This window comes from Streptomyces mesophilus, from assembly GCF_040300965.1.
Taxonomy (GTDB): Bacteria; Actinomycetota; Actinomycetes; order Streptomycetales; family Streptomycetaceae; genus Streptomyces; species Streptomyces mesophilus_A.
The window spans coordinates 34,612-53,255 of the sequence record NZ_JBEPEW010000031.1 but is presented as its reverse complement, the minus strand read 5'-3'; the positions used below and the strand labels follow the sequence as shown (position 1 = coordinate 53,255).

Annotated in this window: 19 protein-coding genes; 14 read left to right on the top strand and 5 right to left on the bottom strand. The window is 69.5% G+C overall.

Annotated elements, in window-relative coordinates; translation table 11 throughout:
- Nucleotides 1-55: 55 nt before the first annotated feature.
- The 8 genes from ABT367_RS14300 (at nt 56) to ABT367_RS14265 (ending at nt 6,880) form a co-directional block, all read left to right on the top strand.
- The gene (locus tag ABT367_RS14300; protein WP_352253049.1) at nt 56-310 is read left to right on the top strand and encodes a hypothetical protein; all 255 of its coding nucleotides are present in this window, start codon (nt 56-58) and stop codon (nt 308-310) included.
- Complete coding sequence (locus tag ABT367_RS14295; protein WP_352253047.1) at nt 307-687, top strand: helix-turn-helix domain-containing protein; 381 nt, start codon at nt 307-309, stop codon at nt 685-687. Before ABT367_RS14300 ends, ABT367_RS14295 begins: the two co-directional genes overlap by 4 nt.
- A 208-nt stretch (nt 688-895) precedes the next feature.
- Complete coding sequence (uraD, locus tag ABT367_RS14290) at nt 896-1,405, top strand: 2-oxo-4-hydroxy-4-carboxy-5-ureidoimidazoline decarboxylase (RefSeq protein ID WP_352253045.1); 510 nt, start codon at nt 896-898, stop codon at nt 1,403-1,405.
- Between the two features lie 2 nt (nt 1,406-1,407).
- Nucleotides 1,408-1,809: a hydroxyisourate hydrolase gene (gene uraH, locus ABT367_RS14285; RefSeq protein ID WP_165333997.1), complete on the top strand. Its 402-nt coding sequence runs from the start codon at nt 1,408-1,410 to the stop codon at nt 1,807-1,809.
- A gap of 5 nt (nt 1,810-1,814) precedes the next feature.
- Nucleotides 1,815-2,738, top strand: coding sequence for a factor-independent urate hydroxylase (gene pucL / locus ABT367_RS14280; protein WP_352253043.1), 924 nt, complete (start codon nt 1,815-1,817; stop codon nt 2,736-2,738).
- Between the two features lie 267 nt (nt 2,739-3,005).
- On the top strand, nt 3,006-4,385 hold the full coding sequence (locus ABT367_RS14275; RefSeq protein WP_352253041.1) for an 8-oxoguanine deaminase: 1,380 nt from the start codon (nt 3,006-3,008) through the stop codon (nt 4,383-4,385).
- Nucleotides 4,386-4,746: 361 nt separating this feature from the next.
- On the top strand, nt 4,747-6,138 hold the full coding sequence (locus ABT367_RS14270; protein ID WP_352253088.1) for a nucleobase:cation symporter-2 family protein: 1,392 nt from the start codon (nt 4,747-4,749) through the stop codon (nt 6,136-6,138).
- An 82-nt stretch (nt 6,139-6,220) separates the two neighbouring features.
- Entirely contained in the window at nt 6,221-6,880 is a 660-nt protein-coding gene (locus ABT367_RS14265) for an aspartate/glutamate racemase family protein (RefSeq protein WP_352253039.1), read from the top strand.
- 160 nt (nt 6,881-7,040) lie between these two features.
- Here ABT367_RS14265 and ABT367_RS14260 read toward each other — a convergent pair whose 3' ends face one another.
- Entirely contained in the window at nt 7,041-8,690 is a 1,650-nt protein-coding gene (locus ABT367_RS14260; RefSeq protein ID WP_352253037.1) for a glycoside hydrolase family 13 protein, read from the bottom strand.
- A 114-nt stretch (nt 8,691-8,804) separates the two neighbouring features.
- Between ABT367_RS14260 and ABT367_RS14255 the strand changes: the two genes are divergently transcribed.
- From ABT367_RS14255 to ABT367_RS14230, 6 genes are all read left to right on the top strand, one after another.
- The gene (locus ABT367_RS14255) at nt 8,805-9,914 is read left to right on the top strand and encodes a substrate-binding domain-containing protein (RefSeq protein WP_352253035.1); all 1,110 of its coding nucleotides are present in this window, start codon (nt 8,805-8,807) and stop codon (nt 9,912-9,914) included.
- A gap of 195 nt (nt 9,915-10,109) precedes the next feature.
- Nucleotides 10,110-11,423, top strand: a complete 1,314-nt coding sequence (locus tag ABT367_RS14250; RefSeq protein WP_352253033.1) for an ABC transporter substrate-binding protein — start codon at nt 10,110-10,112, stop codon at nt 11,421-11,423.
- 241 nt (nt 11,424-11,664) lie between these two features.
- A complete protein-coding gene (locus ABT367_RS14245) occupies nt 11,665-12,513 on the top strand; it encodes a carbohydrate ABC transporter permease (protein ID WP_352253086.1) in 849 nt (282 codons plus the stop codon).
- Entirely contained in the window at nt 12,510-13,436 is a 927-nt protein-coding gene (locus ABT367_RS14240) for a carbohydrate ABC transporter permease (RefSeq protein WP_352253031.1), read from the top strand. Before ABT367_RS14245 ends, ABT367_RS14240 begins: the two co-directional genes overlap by 4 nt.
- A 41-nt stretch (nt 13,437-13,477) precedes the next feature.
- Complete coding sequence (locus ABT367_RS14235) at nt 13,478-14,464, top strand: hydroxyacid dehydrogenase (RefSeq protein WP_352253085.1); 987 nt, start codon at nt 13,478-13,480, stop codon at nt 14,462-14,464.
- Between the two features lie 39 nt (nt 14,465-14,503).
- Nucleotides 14,504-15,358: an alkaline phosphatase family protein gene (locus ABT367_RS14230; protein WP_352253029.1), complete on the top strand. Its 855-nt coding sequence runs from the start codon at nt 14,504-14,506 to the stop codon at nt 15,356-15,358.
- A 452-nt stretch (nt 15,359-15,810) separates the two neighbouring features.
- Here the strand turns inward: ABT367_RS14230 and ABT367_RS14225 are convergent, their stop codons facing one another.
- From ABT367_RS14225 to ABT367_RS14210, 4 genes are all read right to left on the bottom strand, one after another.
- Complete coding sequence (locus ABT367_RS14225) at nt 15,811-16,194, bottom strand: peptidase inhibitor family I36 protein (RefSeq protein WP_199550087.1); 384 nt, start codon at nt 16,192-16,194, stop codon at nt 15,811-15,813.
- A complete protein-coding gene (locus tag ABT367_RS14220; RefSeq protein ID WP_352253027.1) occupies nt 16,191-16,676 on the bottom strand; it encodes a hypothetical protein in 486 nt (161 codons plus the stop codon). Before ABT367_RS14220 ends, ABT367_RS14225 begins: the two co-directional genes overlap by 4 nt.
- Nucleotides 16,677-16,688: 12 nt before the next feature.
- Nucleotides 16,689-17,081: a hypothetical protein gene (locus ABT367_RS14215; protein ID WP_352253025.1), complete on the bottom strand. Its 393-nt coding sequence runs from the start codon at nt 17,079-17,081 to the stop codon at nt 16,689-16,691.
- A 235-nt stretch (nt 17,082-17,316) separates the two neighbouring features.
- Nucleotides 17,317-18,600 (bottom strand): Gfo/Idh/MocA family protein, encoded by a 1,284-nt coding sequence (locus ABT367_RS14210; RefSeq protein ID WP_352253023.1) that lies wholly within the window; start codon nt 18,598-18,600, stop codon nt 17,317-17,319.
- Nucleotides 18,601-18,644: the final 44 nt, after the last annotated feature.

Genomic DNA, 18,644 nt, shown 5'->3' with positions numbered 1-18,644 from the left:
CACCTGTCAAGTAGGGGCTCCCGTAAATCACGTACAGCCCAGTAGGTTGATGCGCGTGCGATTGAGAGTGGAGTTCACGACCGAGCCCTTCGACCTCGACGAGGCGCCGGCCCATGCGGTCGCCGCCCGTGAGGTCATCGAGGCCGCCGACCTCGACGCGGTCGACGTCGGCCCGTTCGGCAACACCGCGGAGGGCGGCGCCGAGCCGGTGCTCGCCGCCGTCGACGCGCTGCTGCGCAAGTCCCTGGCCGCGGGTGCCACCCGGGTCTCTCTCCAGGTGAACGTGGTCGGAGAGGGTGACCAGAAGTGACCGAACCCAGAGACCACCCCTTCGTCAGCGCCGTGAAGCCGCTGGTCGACGCGATGGGCGCCCGGGTCATCGCCCCCGCCGAGGCCGGTGACGACGATGTCGTCCTCGCCTGGGAGGGCGAGGACGTGCTCGCCGTGCGGCTGCCGCAGCTCGCGGACTCCCTCGACCACATCCTGGCGGCCCTGGAGCGCAAGCACGGCAGGCCCCTGGCGGAGCTCGACCGCAAGTCCAAGCAGGAAGTCGTACGTCTTCTGGAAGCGCGAGGCGCCTTCTCGGTACGGCACGGCGTGGAGACCGTGGCGAGTGCCATAGGTGTCTCCCGCTTCACTGTGTACAACTACTTGAACCGGGACAACAGCACCACGAAGTCCGAGTAGGCGCGTACCCGCAGAACGCACCAAGCTCGGGACGCCCGGCCCGCACGAACACACAAAGAACCGCCGCCTGGATCTTCAGACGGCGGTTCTTTGTTCAATTCGTTTCAACAAAGTGTTGACGGGGTGTTGCCGAGGGTCTTAGCTAATCCCCAGCCCGTCCAGCACACCCCCGGCCGAAACCGGCCACTCAAGCCACGGAGGCTTTCCCGTGACTTCGCGTACGACACCGGGGCTCACCCGGTTCAACACCTCGGACGAGACCGCGGCCACCGCGGAGCTCCACGAGGTGTGCAGCTCTTCGGCCTGGGGCAGCAAGGTTCTCGCCCAGCGCCCCTACGCCGATGCCGACTCCCTCTTCGCCGCGAGCGACGCCGCCATGGCCGAGCTCACCGCGGCGGACCTGGAGGAGGCCATGGCGGGGCACCCGCCGATCGGCCGTCCGAAGCCGGGAGACCCGACCTCCGCGCGCGAACAGCGCGGTATGGCCGGCGCCTCCGAGGAGCTCAAGGCGGAACTGCTCGAACTGAACCTGGCCTACCAGGAGAAGTTCGGTCACGTCTTCCTGATCTGCGCGACCGGCGCCACGGCCGAGTTCATGCTCGGCCAGATCAAGGTACGGATCGAGAACGAGGCCGAGCAGGAGCGGGAGATCGTCCGCACCGAACTGGCCAAGATCAACCGCATCCGCCTGACCCGGCTCGTAGAGGAAGCAGCGTAGTAATGAGCACTGACACGACCGCCTCGGTGTCCACGCACATCCTGGACACCAGCATCGGACGCCCCGCCGAAGGCGTCGCCATCTCGCTCGCGGCCCGCGCCGGTTCCGACGCGGACTGGGTGGCTCTCGGCGGATCCGCCACCGATGCGGACGGGCGTTGCAAGGACCTGCCGGCCCTGCCGGAAGGCACCACCCACGTACGTCTCGACTTCGAGACCGAGGCGTACTTCTCCAAGAAGTCCGCAAACCAGCAAGCCGAAGCCCAGCAGGACGCCCCCGCGAATCGGGACAGCGGTGCGTTCTTCCCGGAGGTGGCGATCACGTTCGCCGTCAAGCCGGGCGAGCACTATCACGTACCGCTGCTGCTCAACCCGTTCGGCTACTCCGTTTACCGAGGGAGCTAGCAGACATGCCCACGATTCTGGGACAGAACCAGTACGGCAAGGCCGAGAACCGCGTCGTCAAGATCACGCGGGATGGCGCCACCCATCACATCAAGGACCTGAACGTCTCGGTCGCCCTCTCGGGCGAGATGGACGACGTCCACCTGACCGGTTCCAACGCCAACGTCCTGCCGACCGACACCACCAAGAACACGGTGTACGCGTTCGCCAAGGAGTACGGCATCGAGTCGGCCGAGCAGTTCGGCATCCACCTGGCGCGGCACTTCGTGAACAGCCAGGAGCCGATCCACCAGGCGCGTATCCGCATCGAGGAGTACTCCTGGGAGCGGATCGAGACCTCGGACGCCAACTCGAAGTTCATCGGCTCCGAGGACGTCAAGCACTCCTTCGTCCGCAAGGGCCAGGAGACCCGCGTCAGCGAGATCACCTACAACGGCTCCGAGTGGCAGGTCATCTCGGGTCTGAAGGACCTCGTGGTCATGAACTCCACCAACTCGGAGTTCTGGGGCTACGTCAAGGACAAGTACACGACGCTCCAGGAGGCGTACGACCGCATCCTGGCCACGCAGGTATCCAGCCGCTGGCGGTTCAACTGGACCGACGACGAGCAGCGGATGCCCAACTGGGAGCGTTCGTACGAGCAGACCAAGAAGCACATGCTCGAGGCCTTCGCCGAGACCTACTCGCTCTCGCTGCAGCAGACGCTGTACCAGATGGGCTCGCGCATCATCAACAACCGTTCGGAGATCGACGAGATCCGCTTCTCGCTCCCGAACAAGCACCACTTCCTTGTCGACCTGGAGCCCTTCGGCCTCAAGAACGACAACGAGGTCTACTTCGCGGCCGACCGCCCGTACGGCCTGATCGAGGCGACCGTCCTGCGTGACGGTGTGGAGCCGAAGATCCCGGTGGACCTCTCCAACCTGTAGTTCCCACCTGAAGTCCTTGATCTGCAGTCCCCGCAAGGACTTCAGGAGCCTCGACAACCTCCGACGCGAGTGCGCCGGCGTCTACCCCGGGAGCCGGATCCTCCGACAAGGATCCGGTCCCGGGGGCCAGGAGGGGAGCGGGGGCATCTGCGCAACACCCGCAACGGGCGGACGCGACGAGGCGTTTGCACGTGCACCGCGGACTCGGTCGTCACCCCGCTCGGCCCCCGGGTCCGTACATCCGAAGAGGAAGAACGAGGATCCGCCATGGCGGCTTCGCGCATCGTTATCGAAAACTGTGCCATCGCGACCGTGGACGCGAACGACACCGAGTACGCCTCGGGTTACATCGTCGTCGCGGACAACAAGATCGAATCCCTGGGCGCCGGCAAGGCTCCCGGGAACCTCGAGAACGTGGTCCGGCGGATCGACGCCACCGGGCACCTCGTGACCCCGGGTCTGGTCAACACGCACCACCACTTCTACCAGTGGATCACCCGTGGTCTGGCCACCGATCACAACCTCTTCAACTGGCTCGTCGCCCTCTACCCGACGTGGGCGCGCATCGACGAGCCGATGGCCCGCGCCGCCGCGCAGGGCTCCCTCGCCATGATGGCCCGCGGTGGTGTCACCACCGCGATGGACCACCACTACGTCTTCCCGCAGGGCTCCGGCGACCTGTCCGGCGCGATCATCGGCGCCGCGAGCGACATGGGTGTCCGCTTCACCCTGGCGCGCGGCTCGATGGACCGCTCCGAGAAGGACGGCGGTCTGCCGCCGGACTTCGCCGTCGAGACCCTCGACGGTGCGCTCGCCGCGACCGCCGAGACCGTCAAGAAGCACCACGACGCCTCGTTCGACGCCATGACCCAGGTCGCCGTCGCGCCGTGCTCGCCGTTCTCCGTATCGACCGAACTGCTCAAGCAGGGCGCCGAGCTGGCGCGCTCGCTCGGTGTGCGCATGCACACCCACGGCAGCGAGACGGTCGAGGAGGAGAAGTTCTGCCACGAGCTCTTCGGCATGGGCCCGACCGACTACTTCGAGTCCACCGGCTGGCTCGGCGAGGACGTGTGGATGGCGCACTGCGTCCACATGAACGACTCCGACATCGCCGCCTTCGCCCGTACGAAGACCGGTGTCGCGCACTGCCCGTCCTCCAACGCCCGTCTCGCGGCCGGTATCGCCCGTGTCCCGGACATGCTGAAGGCCGGCGTCCCGGTCGGTCTCGGTGTGGACGGCACCGCCTCCAACGAGTCCGGTGAGCTGCACACCGAGCTGCGCAACGCGCTGCTCATCAACCGCCTCAACACCGAGCACAGGGAAGCGGCTCTGAATGCCCGCCAGGCCCTGCGCCTCGGCACCTACGGCGGCGCGCAGGTGCTCGGCCGCGCTTCGCAGATCGGTTCCCTTGAAGCCGGCAAGCTCGCCGACTTCGTGCTCTGGAAGATGGACACCCTCGCCCACTCCTCCATCGCCGACCCGGTCACGGCCCTGATCTTCGGTGCCGCCGCCCCTGTCTCCGCCTCGTTCGTCAACGGCAAGCAGATCGTCGAGAACAACCGACTGCTCACCGTCGACGAGGACGCCATCGCCCGTGACACCCGCGCCGAGGCCCAGCGTCTCGCGCGGATCGCCGCCGGGTCCTAAGCCCTCAGGGCTTTCCAGGAGTCCGGTCGAGGGGGACGGCCCTCGACCGGTCGCCGTGGACCCGAGCGGGGTCCATGGCAGCCGAGACCGGTGGGCGCGGGCGCCCATGCGCACGCGCCCACCGGATCGGTGACCGTCCGTACCTCTCGAAGTACGGCGACCGCACATCGCTGCCCGACAACTTCATAGCGCGCACGAATCGCACCACTTGCACCAATTGCACGTTTGCACCATCTGTACGACCTCCAAGACACCCGCGTCGCTGGCGACGCGTTAACCGACCGGAGGAACCGCCGTGGCAGCAACGCCCAAGGTTCGCAAAGCAGTCGCCGTGCCAGAGGACGAGAGCGTCCGCGACCAGATGACCGAAAAGCACCCGGTCGACGAGAAGCTCCCCCCTCTCAAAATGATGACCAGCGGTCTGCAGCATGTGGCCGCCATGTACGCGGGTGTGGTCGCCCCGCCGCTGATCGTGGGAGCCGCCGTCGGGCTCTCCGCGAAGGAACTCACGTTCCTGACCGGCGCATCCCTGTTCACCGCGGGGATCGCCACGCTCCTTCAGACGCTGGGCATCTGGAAGATCGGAGCCCGGCTGCCGTTCGTCAACGGCGTCACCTTCGCCGGTGTCGCGCCCATGCTGGCGATCGTCGACCAGACCAAGGACAAGGACGACGCGCTGCCGATCATCTTCGGCGCGATCATCGTCGCGGGCCTGCTCGGCTTCATAGCCGCCCCGTTCTTCTCCAAGCTGGTCCGCTTCTTCCCGCCCGTCGTCACGGGCACCGTGATCACCCTGATCGGTGTCTCGCTGATGCCCGTCGCCTTCGGCTGGGCCCAGGGGCCCAACCCTGCCGCCGAGGACTACGGCTCGATGAAGTACCTCGCGCTCGCGGGTATTTCACTCGTCATCGTCCTGCTGATACGTCGCTTCACCAGCGGATTCGTCAAGCAGATCGCCGTCCTGCTCGGCCTGGTGATCGGCACCGTCGTGGCGATCCCCTTCGGCGTCACCGACTTCTCCGCCATCGGTGAGGCGGACGTCATCGGCTTCCCGACACCGTTCCACTTCGGCGCCCCGCAGTTCGCCGCAGCGGCCATCGTGTCGATGATCGTCGTGATGATCGTGTCGATGACCGAGTCCACCGCGGACATGCTCGCGCTCGGCCAGATCGTCGAGAAGCCGGCCGACGAGAAGACCATTGCCGCCGGCCTGCGCGCCGACTGTCTGGGCTCGGCCGTCTCGCCGCTGTTCAACGGCTTCATGGCCAGCGCCTTCGCGCAGAACGTCGGTCTGGTCGCCATGACGAAGATCCGCTCGCGGTTCGTGGTCGCGGTGGGCGGCGGCTTCCTGATCCTGATCGGCCTGATGCCGGTCGCCGCCTCCCTGATCGCCACCGTGCCCCGGCCGGTGCTCGGCGGCGCGGGCGTGGTCCTCTTCGGTTCGGTCGCGGCCTCGGGTGTGCAGACGCTCGCCAAGGCCGGTCTGGAGAAGGACAACAACATCCTGATCGTGGCCGTCTCGCTCGCCATCGGCCTGATCCCGATCGCGGCGCCGGAGTTCTACCACGCGTTCCCCGAGACCGCGATGATCATCCTGGACTCGGGCATCTCCACCGGCTGTGTCGCGGCCGTGCTGCTCAACCTCGTCTTCAACCACACGGGCAAGGAACGGGCGGACGCCGACGAGGTGGCTCACGCGATGGAACCGGGGGAGACGCTCTCGGAGACACGGGCTCCGGCCTCGGCTCACTGAGGGTCTGGCTCTTGACAACCGTGGCGGGCCCGGCACTTCTCAAGTGCCGGGCCCGCCACGGTTGCTGAGGTACCGTCCACGCGTGCACCGTACGAACGCCGTGGTCCTGATCAACCCCAACACGTCGGCCACCACGACGGACATGATGGCCGCCATGCTGCGCGAGCAGCTCGCCGCCCGCCGCGACCTCGAGGTGCGGGCCGTCACCGCGGCCCACGGACCCGGGATGATCGTGACGGCCGATGCGCTGCGCGCCGCCGCGGCGGAGGTGCTCGCCGCCGCTCTGCGCACGGGTACCGAAGGCACGGCGGTGTTCGTCGTCGGGGCATTCGGCGATCCGGGCATCGAAGAGCTGCGGGCCGCCGCCCCCGTGCCGGTCGTGGGCATCGGGGAGGCCGCGCTCCTGGAGGCCGCGGACACCAGGTTCGGCGTGGTGACCACGACCCCGGGGCTTGTGCAGGCGATCGCCGACCGCATCGACGCGCTGGGGCTTGCGGACCGGTGCGTCGGCATCCGCTGCACCGAGGGTGATCCGCGGGATCTCGCGGGCCGGCCCGACCTGCAGAGCGAACGGCTCGCGGCGGCCGTCGACTTGAGCGCCGGCCGGGACGGCGCCGGCAAAGTGGTCATCGGCGGAGGCCCGTTGACCGAGTCCGGCAGGGTGCTCGCCGGCCGCAGCGCTGTGCCGCTCGTTGTGCCGGTGGCGGCGGCCGGCCGCCGCGTGCGGCAGCTGCTCGGCTGAGTTCGCGGAGTGCGTGGGCCCTGCCCCATTGCGCCGGTCGCGGCGCGTCACGCGAGGCCGGTCCATCACGCCGGGCAGGCGCCCACGCACCAGGCAGGCGCCCACGCACCAGGCAGGCGTCAACGCGCCGGGCAGGTACCCGCAGAGCTCCCGCGTCACCTCACCGCAGCCACACCGCGGTGTCCACCGGGACGGCGCCGTCCGCCAACGGGCCGCTGGCAAGCAGGACTTCACCGGCGGCCGGTAGCGGCACCGGCCCGTCCGACAGGTTGACCAGACAGGTCAGCTCCTGCCCGGCGGCCGACCGCGTGAAGGCGAGCACCCCCGGGGTGGCGGCGACCCACGTGAACTCGCCCTCGCGCAGGGCGACTTGTCCCCTGCGCAGCGCCAGCGCCTCGCGGTAGAACGCGAGCATCGAGTCCGGGTCGCCGGACTGCTTCCGTACGCTCAGGTCCGCCCACTCGGCCGGCTGCGGCAGCCATGCCTTCGGGTCCGGGCCCTCGTCGCCCCACGGCAGCGGCACCCGGCAGCCGTCGCGGCCCAGATCCCCGCCACCGCTCTGGTGATACGTGGGGTCCTGGCGCAGCTCGTCCGGGATGTCCTCGACCTCCCACAGGCCCAGTTCATCACCTTGGTAGACGTAGACGCAGCCGGGCAGCGCCATCGTCAGCATGGCCGCCGCCCGCGCCCGGCGCGTGCCGAGCTCCAGGTCGACCGGCGCGCCGTGCACCCGGCGGCCGTCGAGGGCGTACGAGGTGTCGGTGCGGCCGTAGCGCGTGACGTGCCGAGTCGTGTCGTGGTTGGAGAGCACCCAGGTGGGTGTGGCACCGACCGGGGCGTGCTCGGCGAGGGTCGCCTCGATCACCTTGCGCAGGGCCCGGGCGTCCCAAGGGCTCTGCAGAAAGGGGAAGTTGAACGCGGTGTGCAGCTCGTCGGGGCGCAGATAGCGGGCGAAACGCACCGGATCGGGGGTCCACACCTCGCCGACGAAGATCGCCTCACGGTCGTACGCGTCCAGGACCCGTCGCCACTCGCGGTAGACCTCGTGCACGCCGTCCTGGTCCGACCACGGACTCGGTCCGTCGGGGTGCTCGGGGAAGTGGTCGGGGAGCGAGGGTTCCTTGACGAGGTTGTCCGCGACGTCGATCCGGAAACCGTCCACTCCTCGGTCCAGCCAGAAGCGCAGGACGGAGACGAACTCGGCGCGTACGTCCGGGTGCTCCCAGTTGAAGTCCGGCTGCTCCGGGGCGAACCGGTGCAGATACCACTCGCCGGGTGTCCCGTCGGGCTCGGTCACGCGGCGCCAGGCCGGTCCGCCGAACGCGGACTGCCAGTTGTTCGGCGGGAGTTCACCGTTCGCGCCGCGGCCCGGGCGGAACCAGAAGCGGTCGCGTTCGGCTGAGCCGGGGCCCGCCGCGAGGGCGGCACGGAACCAGTCGTGCTGGTCCGAGCAGTGATTGGGGACGATGTCGATGATGACCCGTATGCCGAGTTCATGCGCTTCGCCGATCAGTGCCTCGGCCTCGGGAAGCGTGCCGAACATCGGGTCGATCCCGCGGTAATCGGCCACGTCGTAGCCGCCGTCGGCCATGGGCGACGGATACCAGGGGCTGATCCACACCGCGTCGACGCCGAGCTCGCTCAGATGCGTCAGGCGGGCGCGGATTCCGCTGAGGTCACCGATTCCGTCGCCGTTGCCGTCGGCGTAACTGCGCGGATAGATCTGGTAGATGGCGGCGCTGCGCCACCAGGGAGCGGGTTGTCCGGTATGGGGCTCTGCGGGTGTTTCGGGAGCCTCGGAGTTCGCCATGCTGTGAATCTAGGGAGGCCTGTTTCCGGACGTCAATGGTCCCGGGGATCGTTTTGATCGCAATCGATCGATACGCTTACGGAGTCCTGCCCGGCCGCAACCCAGGGGGAACCAATGCGACTCCACGTAGATCAGCGCCATGAACGCGTCCTCGAGCTGGTCCGCGAACGCGGCAGCATCCGCGTCGCCGAACTCGCCCGGGCGCTGGGCGTCTCGCCCGTGACGCTGCGCCGCGACGTGGAGGCGCTGGCCGCGCAGGGCCGGCTGCAGCGGATGCACGGCGCCGTGGTGTGGCCCGGGGGCGGCGCGGAGCAGGTGCCGCGCCAGGCCTCGGGGCCCGACGCGGAAGGCCTGGTCATCGGCCTCGTCGTGCCGACGAACAACTACTACTACCCCGAAGTGATCCGCGGCGTGCGGGAGGTGGTCGACGCGCACGGTGCCCGGCTCACGATCGGGATCACCAACTACCTGCCGGGCGAGGACGTCGAGCAGGCGAAGCGGCTGATCGGTGCGGGCGCCGACGGACTGCTGCTCACCCCGAACTGGGACGAGGGCGCACCGCGCGGCGCCGAGGGCGCCTGGGTGGCCGACTTCGAGGTGCCGACCGTCCTGATGGAGCGCTGGGCCCCGCACGGCCACCCGGCGGCCGCGCTCGACCGGGTCCGCTCCGACCACGGGCACGGAGCCGCCGAAGCCGTACGCCATCTCGCCTCGCTCGGGCACCGCAAGGTCGGTCTGGTGCTCCAGAACTCGCCCACGGCACGGCACTTGAGGTTCGGGCACGCCGCCGCGGTCGACGCGCTCGGCCTGGAACGCGTCCCCGAGCTGCCGTTCGACGAGGACTCCGAGCTCAGCCACGGCGAGCACTTCGACCGCGCCTTCGGCTACCTCTGCGACCTTGTCGACGACCACGGGGTGACAGCCGTGCTCATCCACAGCGACGCCGACGCGCTGACCCTGATCCCGCGGCTGCAGGCGCGCGGCATCCGCGTCCCCGAGGACCTGGCCGTGGTCGCGTACGACGACGAAGTGGCGAGCCTCGCCGACCAGCCGCTCACCGCGGCCGCGCCGGCCAAGCGCGAGGTGGGCGCACAGGCGGCCGAGTTGCTCCTGGCCCGGCTCACGGCCGACCCGGGGGCGGCGCCCAGCCCCCGCCAACACATCGATCTGCTCCCCGAGTTGCGGGTGCGGACCTCATGCGGCTCGGAGCTCGATCGGACGTAGCGGTACTGAAGGGGCGAACTCGGGCTTCCAGACGCTCAACTTGCCGATCGTTTTGATTGAGTTGGTCGTTCGCTCTTGACGGTGATCGGTCCGGCCCAAATGATGGCTCTCGTTCAGCCCTTCCTCAGTAGTTCTTTCCGCAGCTGCAACAGCGCAGTCGACTGCTGCAGTTCGAGGTCTCGTAGGAGCCGTGCTATGTCGCGCACTTCCCGTACGTCCCGCATCGCCCTCACCGCTTCGATCGCTTCTCTGGCTCTCTTCGCCACCGCCTGCGGTGGTGGCGACGACGACAAGGGCTCCGGGAAGGCCGGCGCCGACGGCAAGCCGGTCACGATCACGTACTGGTCGGCCACGTCCGGCGCCGAAGAGGCCGCCGCCGCGTTCAACAAGACGCACAAGAACATCAAGGTCGACTTCTCGCTGGTGCCCGCAGGACCCGACGGCGTCAAGAAGCTCACCAACGCCGTCAAGGCCGGCAACGCCCCGGACGTGGCGACCATGGACTACTCGGTCCTGCCGGAGTTCGCCATCGGCGGCAACCTGGAGGACCTGAGCTCCGCGTCCGGCGACTTCGTCAAGGAGAAGTTCCCGGAGAACATCAACTCCCTGGTGAACCTCGGCGGGAAGACCTGGGCCGTCCCCTTCGACGTGACGCCCATCGAGCTCTACTACCGCAAGGACCTCTTCAAGAAGTACGGCGTCGAGGTCCCCAAGACCTGGGACGAGTACCGCACGGCGGCCGAGAAGATCAACAAGGCCGACCCGAAGGTGAAGATGACCAACTTCGGCGGCAACGACCCGGCCCTGCTCGCGGGCCTGGCCTGGCAGGCCGGCGCCAAGTGGTACGGCATCGAGGGCGACGCCTGGAAGGTCGACCTGGAGGACGCCGCGTCCAAGAAGGTCGCCACGTACTGGGACGACCTCCTGAAGGACGGCCTGGTGTCCAAGACCCCGCTGTGGAGCGAGGGCGAGACCAAGGAGCGCGCCACCGGCAAGGTCGCCAGCTTCCTCGGCGCCTCCTGGAGCGCGGGCGGCTTCAAGACCAACTACCCCGACACCAAGGGCAAGTGGGGCATCGCCCCGCTGCCGACCTGGGACGGCAAGGCGGCCACCGGCATGTACGGCGGCACCTCCTTCATCGTCCCCAAGGGCAGTGAGAAGGTGGACGCCGCCGCCGAGTTCATCGAGTGGGTCACCACCGACCCGGCCGCGATGAAGGCCCGCCTCGACGCCGCGAAGACCCCGAGCAGCGCTTTGCCCGCCAACGACGCCATGCGCAAGGTCGCCGCCGACAACTTCGACGGCTCGTACTTCGAGGGCCAGGACGTGTACGGCATCGCCTCCGACGCCGCCGCGACCATCGTCCCGGGCTGGAACTGGAGCCCGGCGCACGCCGCGATCAACCAGGCCCAGACCGCGGCCGGCGCCGACCACCAGAAGATGCTCACCGAAGGCCAGAAGGCCGGCGAGAAGGCCATCACCGACCGCGGCCTGAAGCTCGCCAAGTAGGGGTCTGAAGCTCGCCGTACAGGCGACCGCAGCCGTCCCCGACGCGACGCCGATGTGGCGGGGACCTGTGCGGGGCCCGGCTCCCAGGAGCCGGGCCCCGCACATCCGAAGCCGTAGGAGTCAGCCGCTCCAGCCCAAGGAGTCACCGGTGGCCGTCATCACCAAGTCACCCGCCTCGCCCCCGCCCAAGGCGGCGCCGAGGACCGCCCGCCGCCGTCAGCACGGCGCCGCGGCCCTGTTCATGCTCCCGTTCTTCGTCCTGTTCCTCGCGGTGACGATCGCCCCGATCGTCTACGCGGGCTGGATGAGCCTCTTCCGCGAGGAGACCTCCGGCCTCGGATTCGGCGGCACCGAGCGGGTGTTCACCGGAATCGAGAACTTCACCAGGGCCCTCACGGACGACCAGTTCCAGGCCTCCTTCGGCCATATCGCGCTCTACTGCGCCCTCTACATCCCGATCATGATCGGTGTGTCCCTGGGGCTGGCCCTGCTCGTGGACTCCGCGCTCGCCCGGGCCAAGCGCTTCTTCCAGATCGCTTTCTACATGCCGCACGCCGTGCCGGGCCTGGTCGCCTCGGTCGTCTGGATCTTCCTCTACACCCCCGGGCTCAGCCCGGTCCACTCCCTGATCGAAGGCCTCGGCGCGAGCTGGAACTTCTTCGGCGAGGACGAGGCGATCTGGTCGATCATCAACATCTCGGCCTGGCAGTGGATCGGCTACAACATGATCATTTTCTACGCGGGACTGCAGGCCATCCCCGGCGAGACCATCGAGGCGGCCCGGGTCGACGGCGCCGGCGCCCTGCGCACCGCGCTCCAGATCAAGATCCCGATGATCCGCCCCACGGTCATGCTGACCCTGCTGTTCACGATCGTCGGCGCCATCCAGCTCTTCGACGCCCCGCAGCTGCTGATGAAGTACGCCAACTCCCTCGGCGCGGAGTGGTCTCCGACGATGTTCATCTACGCGACCGCCTTCCAGCGGCACGACTACGGAATGGCCGCGGCGTCCTCCTTGCTGCTCGCCCTCGTCGCGGGCCTGCTCTCCTTCGGCGTCACCAAGCTCGGCAACAGGTGGAAGGAATCATGAGCACCCAGACCGCACCCGCCCCGGCCGAGTCCGCCGCACCGCCCGTGTCCAACAAGCCGGCCGGCACCCCCCGGTCCGCCCGCGCCCCGCGGCAATGGACCTCCAAGACCGTCGTCAACGGACTGCTCGTCGTCTTCGCCGCGTACACCCTGATGCCGCTGACCTGGCTCATCATCGCGTCGACCAAGAACCACCGGGACCTGTTCCGCACCAACCCGTTCGAGCTCGGCGAGTTCAACCTCTTCAGCAACCTGCAGCAGCTGTTCACGCACGACGACGGCATCTACACCCGCTGGCTCGGCAACAGCGTCCTCTACTCGGTGATCGGGTCGCTCCTGTGCACCCTGATATCCGTGGCCTGCGGATACGCCCTGGACAAGTACCAGTTCCCGGGCAAGGAGAAGCTGTTCGGCTTCGTCCTCGTCGGGGTGCTCGTGCCGTCGACCGTGACCGCGATGCCGCTCTATCTGCTCGCCTCCGAGGTCGGCGTCGTCAACACCTACTGGGCGGTGCTCATCCCGTCCCTCGCCAGCCCGTTCGGCGTCTATCTCGCCCGGGTCTTCTCCGAGGGCTACGTACCCAACGAGGTCCTGGAAGCCGCCCGCATGGACGGCGCCGGCGAACTGAAGATCTTCACCAAGGTCGCGCTGCCGATGCTCGCGCCCGGCTTCATGACGATCTTCCTGTTCACCTTCACCTCGTCCTGGAACAACTTCTACAGCGCCCTGATGATGCTGAACGACGAGGAGCTGTACCCGGTCAACCTCGGCATCTTCGCCTGGCAGAGCAGCGTCATGCAGCAGCCCGAGCTCTACCAGCTGATGATCGTCGGCTCGCTCGTGGCCGTCGTCCCGCTGATCCTCGCCTTCCTCGGCCTCCAGCGCTTCTGGCGCTCCGGCCTGACCGCGGGAGCCGTCAAGTGACCACAGCCCTCACCACGACACGGCCGCGCACGGTCCTCGCGATGAGCGAGGAGACCAAGCAGGCGGTGTTCGGACGGGACGCGCTCAGCCGCCTCGAAGGCATCGCCGAGGTCGACCCGGCCCTGGTCGTCACGGACTTCGCGGCCGCCGGCCGGCAGACGCAGCAGCGCCTGTCCGACGCGGAAGTGCTGCTCACCGGCTGGGGCTGCCCCCCGGTCGACGCCGCCGCACTGCGCCGTATGCCCCGTCTGAAGGCGGTCGTGCACGCGGCCGGCACCGTCAAGCACCACATCACCGAGGCCTGCTGGCAGCGCGGGATCGAGGTCACCACGGCGGCCGCCGCCAATGCGCTGCCGGTCGCCGAGTACACCCTCGCGGCCATCCTCTTCGCCAACAAGCGCGTCCTGGACGGCGCCCAGGCCTACCGCTCCACCCGCCGCCAGGTCTCGCTGCTCTCGCTCTTCCCCGACGTCGGCAACTACCGGCGTACGGTCGGTCTGGTGGGCGCCTCGCGGATCGGCCGCAGGGTCGCGGAGCTGCTCAAGCCGTTCGATCTGCGGGTCCTGATGTACGACCCGTATCTCGGCGAGGACGAGGCCCGCGCGCTCGGCGTGGAGCTCAGCGAGCTCGACCCGCTCGCGATCCGCAGCGACATCGTGTCCCTGCACGCGCCCGAGATCCCGGCCACACGGGGCCTGTTCGACGCGGCCCGGCTCTCCTTGATGCCGGACGGCGCGACCCTGATCAACACCGCGCGCGGCTCCCTCGTGGACACCGAAGCCCTCACCAAGGAACTCAGGACCGGCCGGCTGCATGCCGTGCTCGACCACACCGAGCCCGAGGTGCTGCCCGCCGACTCACCGCTCTACGAGCTGCCGAACGTGCTGCTCACGCCGCATCTCGCCGGCTCCATCGGCGGCGAACTGCACCGTCTCGCGGATGCCGCGATCGACGAGATCCAGCTCTACGCCGCAGGGCTGCCGTTCCGGCACCGCGTCGACCCGGCCACGCTCGCCCACTCGGCCTGAGCGGATCCACTCTTTGTGCCGTACCGGAAGGGACCCCGCATGTCCGCACCCGCACCCCGCCGCCGCGTCCTGGTCGTCGGCATCGACGGCGTCACGCTCGAGACCCTGGCCGCCGTGCCGACCCCGCACCTGGACTCGGTGACCGAGGCGGGATTCCTCGCCCCGGTCGCCATCGACCCGGGCACGCCCAGCATGTCGGGACCGTGCTGGGCGACCGTCGTCACCGGCGTGCGGATCGACAAGCACGCCGTGTGGAGCAACGACTTCTCCGGCAACCGGCTGCAGCTCTTCCCCGACTTCGCGAGCCGGCTGACCGCCGAGCACGGCGCGTACACCTATGTCGCCGCCGGCTGGCAGCCGCTGCTCACGGTCGCGCACGGCGGACCGCTGTTCCGCACCCCGGGCCGTACGACGTTCATCGCCGCGGCCGCCGACACGGTCGAGGCCTGGGACGCCACCGACGAGGCGATCACTCGCGAAGCCGTACGGGTCCTGACGGAGGACGACCCGGAGGCCTCCTTCGTCTACCTCGGCGCGGTCGACGAGACCGGGCACATCCTGGGCTGCGGCGACGCGTACGAGGAGGCGATCGTGCGCGCCGACAAACGGCTCGGCCGGCTGCTCGCCGCTTTGCGCGCCCGCTCCTCGTACACACAGGAGGAGTGGACGGTCATCGTCGTCACCGATCACGGCCACCGGCCCGAGGGCGGGCACGGTGGGCGCTCGGAGCGGGAGACGACGGCATGGATCGCATGCTGCGGACCCTCGATCGCGGCCGGTGAGCCGGACCGCGCGCTACGGCACGAGGACGTCGCGGCCCAGGTCTTCGCCTCCCTGGACCGCAAGATCGACTCGCATGCGACGGTGGACGGGCGGGCCTGGTCGAAGAGTTGAGGACCGGCTGTACGGGGCGGGGGCGGGGCCGGGACCTGTGAACCGACCGCGCCCGCTTGGGCGCCGGGCCCAGGTGAGTCCGCCGGTCAGTCGCGCTTGCCTCGCCGCCGCGGGCGCAGGGCGAGCGCGACGACCGCCACCGGCACGAGCAGCATGATCGCGATGATGAGCAGCTCGACCGAGCCAAGGTTCCCCATGTCCCCGTCCCTTCATCGGTCTGTCCCGCGGGCGGTCGGAGGCCGACGCCTCTCCGGTTACCCGGGCCGACGGGTCCCACCCCTTGCCGAGCGTGCGGGAAGCCGACCTTCGTACGTGGCTGGGAGCCGGCCTTCGTACGTGGCTGGGAGACGACCCTCGTACGTGGCGGGGCACCGACCCTCGTACGAGGCGGGGAGCTGATCCCGGCCCTCAGGGGCGGGGGGCGGGGCCGGAATCAGCGGTCTTGGTGGAGGTCAGCAGCCCATCGCCCAGGTGTGGGAGTCGCCCCGGTCGTTGGCCGTGGCGTTGTAGCCGACCTCGTCGCCCGGGCGCAGACAGATGGTCATGGCGTCGGGGTCCTCGAGCGGGGTGTTGGCGTCCTCGTACACCTGGACGTGGTCCTTGACGCCCGGGCCCGAGAGGCCGTGGTTGGCCCAGGACGAGTCCTGGTCCGCGATGTTCCCCTCCCACCAGTTGTCGTCGCCGGACCAGTTGGCGCGCTGACCGCCGAACTCGGCGGCCGTCCAGGCGCAGAAATCGCCACTGGGGCAGTCCGCGGCCGAGGCGGCCGAGGAGGTGGCGAGCGCGCTGCCGGCCGCGAGCAGTACAGCGGCGAGCAGAGTGACGGGGTGCTTCATGAGCTTGTTCCCTTCGCGAAGGCGGAGTCGAGGACGGCCCTGGCGTTCCGTACGGCCAGGGAGCGCAGCGCCTCGTAGGCGACGCGATCGCCGTGCGGGGCCTTGGACTTGAGGTTGTCGACGGTGGTCGAGACCCTGAACCAGCGCGGCTGGTCGCCGTAAAGCCGCTGCTGTGCCGCGGCCAGGCAGCCGTCGGTGTGCCGGCGCACGACATAGCCGTTCGGCAGCCGCACCCGCAGTTCGGTGGGGCCCGCTCCGAACAGCGCACGGACCACGCGCCGCCGCTCGGCCGCGGGCGGCGGACCGCTGTCGGGTCTCGGCGGCGTCAGGCCCCGGCGCAGCAGACACCGGTCGGTGAGGACGAGTTGAGCGGCTCGTACGGTGTCGTCGGGGCTCAAAGGCGCGGGACGTTGCGTGCCGCAGCCGGACAGCAGGCAGACGGCGGCGAGCAGGGCCGCGGCGGCGGTGCGCGGTGAGGTCATCTTCGGTGCCCGTCAGCCCGTCTGACAGTTCCCCTTCTCGTGCGAGACGCCGTCGATCCTGTTGCCGAAGTCGTTGTTCGCCATCCAGTTCATGTTGTAGTCGCGCCCGCGGATCTCGCGGGCCACACAGCCGCCCCAGCGGGGGTGGTCGATGGCGAACACGCGGTCGTTGCTGCGCGACTCGAAGGAGCCGGCGTGATCGTGGATACGGTCGGGCACGTCGGCGTACCCGGTGCCGGAGTAGCACCACCCGCCGCCCGGCCCCATCATGTTCGGCTCGGGCCAGAAGCAGACCTGGCCCTCGATCAACGCGGGCTGCTGCCCGGCCTGGGCAGGAGCATGGACGGCCGGGCTGAGCGAGAGCGCGGCGAGTGCGGTGGCGAAGGCGGCGGTGCGGAGTCGCACGGGTTCCCCCTGGACAACTGGTCGATGACTGGGCAGAGCGTCAACTCCCCAGCTCACAGCCGTGCCAAGCCCCGTCTCACTCTGGCCGGTGAACAGTCACACCGCAGCCGCCCCTGCCGGCACTTCCTTCCCGTACGACCGCGAAGGAGCGGCCCGGCGTACGCGAGGCGCACGGCAGGACCGCGCTGGGTGAGCGGTCAGGCCGCGGTGGCTCGGCGACCGGGCCGCTGCGGGCTCAGCGGCCGGGCCGCGGTACCCGCTCCACCGTCCCGGCCAGCCGGGCGCGTTCGGCCGCGAGCACCGTGAGGTGGCTGGTGAGCGAGTCGCGCGGGCCGGAACGGATCAGCGTGGCGTCACCGCTCGCGACCGCCGCGACGAACGCGTCCATCAGACCCGCGTCCCCGCCGCCGTGACCGCCGGCCGCGCTCATGTCGCCGGCCGCGGCGGTGTCGATCACCTCCTCCTGACCGGAGGCGAACTCCCGCACGGTCAGGGTCCGTCCGTCCCCGATCAGCTCCCCGTGCGTACCGAAGATCCGGGTGCTGCGGTGGCCGGCCCGGGCGAAGGCGGTCATCGTGAACACCGCGGTGACGCCGCCGGGGTACTCCAGCGAGACGACCTGGTGATCGACCACATCGTTGTCGCAGGCGTAGACGCAGCGCCCGTACGGCCCTTCGGCGAGCGCGAGCCGGAGTGCCTCGGACGTGAACTCGTCGACCACCACGCCGAGCGGCCACGTGTGCTCACCCCGCTCCAGCATCCCGCCGTACAACTGCACGGCCGAGTACGGGCAGGAGGCCTCGACCCCGCAGCCGGTACAGCGGTCCGCCGCGCCCTGCGGCCGGTTGGCCGCCGTGAAATGCGTCAGCGAGCCGAAGCTCGACACCCGCTCCGGCGGGCGTCCGATGACGTACTGCAACCAGTCGAGGTCATGGCAGGACTTCGCCATCAGCATCGACGTGGACTCGTCCGCGCGCCGCCAGTTGCCGCGGACGAACGAATGCGCCTGATGCCAGAAGCCCACCGGCTCCAGATGCTGCACGCTCATCACCGCGCCGAGCCGGCCCGAGTCGACGATCTCCTTGAGGGCCTTCGTATACGGCGTGTAGCGCAGCACATGGCCGATGGCCAGCATCACCCCGGCCCGCTCCACGGCCTCGACGATCCCGCGGCAGGACTCCTCGTCGAGGGCCATCGGCTTCTCCAGCATGATGGCGTAGCCGAGCGCGGCGAAGGCCGCGGCCGGCTCCACATGCATCCGGTCCGTCGTGCAGATCAGCACGGCGTCGGCCGACTTCGGGCGGGCGGCAAGCGCCCTCCAGTCGTCGACCGCGTCCACGGCCGCGATACCGTGTGCCGCCGCGAACCGCTCGCGGCGTACCGCGCGCGGCTCGGCGACGGCGACGACGCGCGCCCGGTCGGGGTGATCGAGGGCCCAGCGGGCATGGCCCGTTCCCCGGTCACCCGCGCCTATCACGAGCAGGGTGACCGGACGTCCTGCGGGCTTCGCGCTGTTCATGTGCTGGTCCATCTCCCCGTTGCCGGTCCGCGTCCGCGTGACCT

Coding starts and splice junctions, on each gene's coding strand:
- uraH (WP_165333997.1), top strand. CDS start 1,408: ATGAGCACTGACACGACCGCCTCGGTGTCCACGCACATCCTGGACACC.
- pucL (WP_352253043.1), top strand. CDS start 1,815: ATGCCCACGATTCTGGGACAGAACCAGTACGGCAAGGCCGAGAACCGC.
- ABT367_RS14275 (WP_352253041.1), top strand. CDS start 3,006: ATGGCGGCTTCGCGCATCGTTATCGAAAACTGTGCCATCGCGACCGTG.
- ABT367_RS14270 (WP_352253088.1), top strand. CDS start 4,747: ATGACCGAAAAGCACCCGGTCGACGAGAAGCTCCCCCCTCTCAAAATG.
- ABT367_RS14260 (WP_352253037.1), bottom strand. CDS start 8,690: ATGGCGAACTCCGAGGCTCCCGAAACACCCGCAGAGCCCCATACCGGA.
- ABT367_RS14255 (WP_352253035.1), top strand. CDS start 8,805: ATGCGACTCCACGTAGATCAGCGCCATGAACGCGTCCTCGAGCTGGTC.
- ABT367_RS14250 (WP_352253033.1), top strand. CDS start 10,110: ATGTCGCGCACTTCCCGTACGTCCCGCATCGCCCTCACCGCTTCGATC.
- ABT367_RS14245 (WP_352253086.1), top strand. CDS start 11,665: ATGCTCCCGTTCTTCGTCCTGTTCCTCGCGGTGACGATCGCCCCGATC.
- ABT367_RS14240 (WP_352253031.1), top strand. CDS start 12,510: ATGAGCACCCAGACCGCACCCGCCCCGGCCGAGTCCGCCGCACCGCCC.
- ABT367_RS14235 (WP_352253085.1), top strand. CDS start 13,478: ATGAGCGAGGAGACCAAGCAGGCGGTGTTCGGACGGGACGCGCTCAGC.
- ABT367_RS14230 (WP_352253029.1), top strand. CDS start 14,504: ATGTCCGCACCCGCACCCCGCCGCCGCGTCCTGGTCGTCGGCATCGAC.
- ABT367_RS14225 (WP_199550087.1), bottom strand. CDS start 16,194: ATGAAGCACCCCGTCACTCTGCTCGCCGCTGTACTGCTCGCGGCCGGC.
- ABT367_RS14220 (WP_352253027.1), bottom strand. CDS start 16,676: ATGACCTCACCGCGCACCGCCGCCGCGGCCCTGCTCGCCGCCGTCTGC.
- ABT367_RS14210 (WP_352253023.1), bottom strand. CDS start 18,600: ATGAACAGCGCGAAGCCCGCAGGACGTCCGGTCACCCTGCTCGTGATA.